The 4,573-nt window shown below is 71.2% G+C and carries 4 protein-coding genes; 1 reads left to right on the forward strand and 3 read right to left on the reverse strand.

Annotation, left to right across the window (positions count from 1 at the left end; translation table 11 throughout):
• Positions 1 to 604, forward strand: a 604-nt coding sequence (locus G6022_RS11735; RefSeq protein ID WP_182691612.1) for a MarP family serine protease, incomplete at its 5' end; no start/stop codon positions are given.
• Positions 605 to 705: 101 nt separating this feature from the next.
• Here G6022_RS11735 and G6022_RS11740 read toward each other — a convergent pair.
• From G6022_RS11740 to acs, 3 genes are all read right to left on the reverse strand, one after another.
• Positions 706 to 1,518: an alpha/beta hydrolase gene (locus G6022_RS11740; RefSeq protein WP_187701340.1), complete on the reverse strand. Its 813-nt coding sequence runs from the start codon at positions 1,516 to 1,518 to the stop codon at positions 706 to 708.
• A 152-nt stretch (positions 1,519 to 1,670) separates the two neighbouring features.
• Positions 1,671 to 2,186 carry a phage holin family protein gene (locus G6022_RS11745; RefSeq protein WP_179524416.1) on the reverse strand — a complete coding sequence of 172 codons (516 nt, stop codon included), beginning with the start codon at positions 2,184 to 2,186 and terminating at the stop codon, positions 1,671 to 1,673.
• A gap of 81 nt (positions 2,187 to 2,267) precedes the next feature.
• A complete protein-coding gene (gene acs, locus G6022_RS11750) occupies positions 2,268 to 4,235 on the reverse strand; it encodes an acetate--CoA ligase (RefSeq protein WP_182610671.1) in 1,968 nt (655 codons plus the stop codon).
• Positions 4,236 to 4,573 lie beyond the last annotated feature (338 nt).

Consider the following 4,573-nt stretch of genomic DNA (forward strand, 5'->3'; position numbering starts at 1 on the left):
GGTGCAGCCGTCCGTGCTCAAGATCCTGGGCCGCGCCGAGTCGTGCAGCCGAGCCCTCGAGGGCTCGGGGTTCGTCGCCGCCCCCGGCCTGGTCATGACCAACGCGCACGTGGTGGCCGGCACGGGTTCGGTGAGCGTCGTCGCCGGCGACCAGGAACTCGACGCGGACGTGGTGGTCTACGACCCGGGCGTCGACGTGGCCGTCCTGCGCGTGCCGGGGCTGCAGGCCCCGGTCCTGCCCTTCGCCGACCGCCAGGGCCGCAGTGGCGACGACGCCATCGTCGTGGGCTACCCCGGCAACGGCCCCTACCGGCCGGACGCCGCCCGCATCCGGGAGCGGGTGACCCTCCGCGGACCGGACATCTACCGCGAGGCCACCGTCGAGCGTGAGGTGTACATCCTGCGCGGGTCGGTGCGAGAGGGCAACTCCGGTGGACCGCTGATCACGCCGCAGGGACAGGTCGTGGGCGTGGTGTTCGGCGCCGCGATGGACGCCGCCGACACGGGGTACGCGCTCACCGTCGAGCAGGTGCTGCCGCAGCTCGAGCGGGCGGTCGACTCGCTGGAGCCCGTCTCCACCGGCAGCTGCGTCGGGGCACGCTGAGGGGACGTCCCGCCTGGGGGACGTCCCGCTGAGGTGACGCCCCGCTGAGGTGGCGCCCGTCGCCCGGTTCCCGCCCTGCTCCGGTGTGAGGAGCCGGGCGGTCAGAGCCCGTTGACCCGGCGCGCGAAGTCGACGATCAGTCGGGAGGTCGCACGCGGCTGCTCCATGGCCGGGTAGTGCCCCGCGTCCGGGACCAGCTCGGTGCGGAAGTCCCTCGCCCACGCCGCCGACGCGCTCACCGTCGACGGCCGGATGAACCGGTCCTCCGCGCCGCTGATCCCCAGCACCGGTTGGTCGAGGACGCCGGAGACGGTCCGCCGGAAATCGCGGCCGTCCGGACGGAGCTGACTGCGGACCATCCAGCGGCGGGACTCCAGGGACAGGTGCGCGACCTTGGGGATGAGCATGGCCCGCCTGAGCAGCGCGGCGGTCTCCCGGAAGTCGTCGGTGTCGGGCCATGTCGGCCCGGAGCGTGCTCTGAGCATCGCCTCCACCGACGCCGCGCCGTCGGCGGTGAGGCGGCGTTCGGGGAACCGGGGCGCCTGGTCCGCCAGGAGGCGGGGGACCAGGGCGCGGCGTTGGGCGCGATCGCGGAGTGCGGCGTTGCGGGTGGCCAGGGGGTGGGGAGAGCCGACGACGACGAGGCCCCGCACGGCGCGCGGCCGGCGGTACGCGGCGGTCCAGGCCACGAATCCGCCCTCGCCCTGCCCCACGATCACCGCCGAGGTGTGGCCGAGAGCGCGGATGAGGTGCGTGAGGTCGGCGGCCAGCGTCCACCCGTCGTAGCCGCGCGGTGGTTTGTCGGAGTCCCCGTGGCCGCGGAGGTCCACCGCGACGGCGTGGAAACCGGCCTCGGCCAGCGCGACGACGGGCGCCCGCATGGTCCACCAGATGCCGCCCAGGCCGTGGATCATCAGCACCAGCGGTGGCAGTTCACCGGGGACGGTGTCGGGCGGGAGAGCCTCGGCGACGTGCAGGCGGATGCCGTTGGCCGAGACGTCACGATGCCGCCACGACCCGTCGATCCTGACGATCGACGGGTCGGGCGGCCGGTGTGCTGGCGTCTTCAGCTGCGCGTGGCGGGCTGGGGCGTCTCGGTGACCCGGACCGTCCCGGGCCGCGGCTCGGCGCCCGTGGGCATGGCCAGCTTGAGGTCGGACACCGAGTCGATGGTGCGCTGGGGCTTACGGATCTTCTTGATCTTGCGGTAACCCAGCAGCCCGCACACCGCCGCCAGCAGCACCAGCACCACGAAGACGATGAGGAACCCGATCCAGTCCCACGACTTGGTACCGAACCACAGCGAGATGAGCTTCGCCCACATGAAGACGAACGGGAAGAAGGACATGAGGAGCAGCACGAGCGCCGCGACGAAGAAGCCCGACCCGGTGGCCGCCTTCTTGACCTGCTCGGTGACCTCGGTCTTCGCGAGCTCGATCTCCGCGCGGACGAGAGTGGACACCTGCGTCGTGGCGTTCTTGACCAGGGTCCCGATGCTGGCGTCGCCCCGACCGATCGAATCCGCGTCGTGCAGAGGGATCGATGCCTCGGTCGGCGAGTGGGTTCCCTGGGCGTGGCTCACGGTTGTTCCTCCATTGTCAGGCGACGGATGCACCGTCGTCCATCGTGCCACGACACGTGGCTGCCTTCACCCGCTACCCGGTCAGCCGCGCGTGCCCTTCTCCCTGATCTGCTCCATGATGGTCGGATCCGACAGCGTCGAGGTGTCCCCGCCGTCGCGGCCCTCGGCCATGTCCTTGAGCAGGCGCCGCATGATCTTCCCGGACCGCGTCTTGGGCAGCTCGGGCACGATCGTGATGTCGCGCGGCTTGGCGATCGGGGAGATCTCCCGCGACACCTCGGCCCGCAGCTCGTCGATGAGCTTCTGCCGGTCCTCCTCGGCGTCGACGTTGCCGCGCAGGATCACGTAGGCGACGATCGCCTGACCGGTGGTCTCGTCGTTGGCGCCGACCACCGCCGCCTCGGCGACCGCGCGGTGACCCACGAGGGCGGACTCGACCTCCGAGGTGGAGATGCGGTGACCGGAGATGTTCATGACGTCGTCGACGCGGCCCAGCACCCACAGCGCTCCGTCGGCGTCCCACTTGGCGCCGTCACCGGCGAAGTAGTACCCCTCCTCGGCGAACCGGGACCAGTAGGTGTCGCGGTAGCGCTCCATGTCGCCCCAGATGCCGCGGAGCATGGACGGCCACGGCTCGGTGAGCACCAGGAAGCCCTGCTCCTCCGCGCCGACCTCCTTGGCGTCGCTGTCCACGATGGCCACGTCGATGCCGGGCAGCGGCCGCATGGCCGAGCCGGGCTTGGTCTCGGTCACGCCCGGCAGCGGGGAGATCATGATCGCGCCGGTCTCGGTCTGCCACCACGTGTCCACGATGGGGGCCTTGCCGCCGCCGAGGTTGTCGCGGTACCAGCGCCACGCCTCCGGGTTGATCGGCTCACCGACGGAGCCGAGCAGGCGGATCGAGGACAGGTCGTGGGCGGCCGGGATCTCGGCGCCCCACTTCATGAAGGTCCGCACGAGGGTCGGCGCCGAGTAGTAGATGGTGACGCCGTACTTCTCGATGATCTGGAAGTGGCGGTGCTCGTCCGGCGAGTTGGGGGTGCCCTCGTAGACGATGCACTCGGCACCGTTCGAGAGCGGGGCGTACACGCCGTACGTGTGGCCGGTGACCCAGCCGACGTCCGCGGTGCACCAGTAGACGTCCTGGCCGGCCTTGTGGTCGAACACGTTGTGGTGGGTGTAGGACGCCTGGGTGAGGTAGCCGCCGGAGGTGTGGACGATGCCCTTGGGTTTGCCCGTGGTCCCGGAGGTGTAGAGCAGGAACAGCGGGTGCTCGGAGTCGAAGGCCTCCGGCGTGTGCTCGGTGGACTGCTGCGGGACCACCTCGTCCCACCAGACGTCCCGGCCCTCCGTCCACTCGACGTCCAGGCCGGTGCGGCGCACGACGAGGACGTTCTGCACGGACTTCGCGTGCCCGTCGACGCCCTCGAGATTGCCGGCCAACGCGTCGTCGACGCCGGCCTTCAGCGGCGCCGGCTTGCCACGACGGAACTGTCCGTCGGCGGTGATCACGAGCTTGGCCTCGGCGTCGTCGATACGGGAGCGCAGGGCGGCGGGCGAGAAGCCGGCGAACACGACGGAGTGGGTCAGGCCGAGGCGGGCGCAGGCCAGCATGGCGATGTAGACCTCGGGCAGCAGCGGCATGTAGATGGCCACCCGGTCGCCGGCGACCAGCCCTAGGGAGCTGAGGTAGTTGGCCGCGCGGCTGACCTCGTCCTTGAGTTCGGCGTAGGTGATGTCCCGCGCGTCGTCCTCGGGCTCGCCGATCCAGTGGATGGCCACCCGGTCGCCGTTGCCGGCCTCGACGTGGCGGTCCACGCAGTTGTGGGCCACGTTGAGCGTGCCGCCCACGAACCACTTGGCGACCGGGGCGTCGGACCAGTCGAGGACCTCGGACCACTCGGTCGACCAGTCCAGGCGCCGTGCCTGCTCGTCCCAGAACGCGAGTCGGTCGGAGGCTGCGACGTCGTAGAGGTCGGCCTGCGCGTTGGCCTGTGCGGTGAAGTCGGGGTCGGGGGCGTAGGTCTGGGTGTGGTCGTGATCGGTCATCAGCGGCTCTCTCTCGGGATATGTGTTCACGGCGGCCGGAGTCGACACGGCGGAAACGACCGGACCGGTTTCTGTGAGCGTAGTCACATACCTGGTGCCGTGTTTCGCAACACACCCGATAGGGGGACGCGGGGGGAGGCGGGGTCAGGACCTCGGCTCGCGGCCTGCGGATTCGCCGGTCTCCCCGCCCTCCGCAGGGGTGCCGCCGGCACTCTTCGGGGTCTCGGCCCTCGCGTTGTCGGGGCCGTCGCCCACCGCGGTGGCGGGTGACGTCGTCGTCGTCGCAGTCTTCCCCGCGCCCTCCGGCGCCTCGCCCGGCGACGTCCCGACGGTCCCGG

Origin of the sequence: Dietzia sp. Cai40 (assembly GCF_014145165.1) — a bacterium.
In the GTDB taxonomy this organism is placed as follows: Bacteria; Actinomycetota; Actinomycetes; order Mycobacteriales; family Mycobacteriaceae; genus Dietzia; species Dietzia natronolimnaea.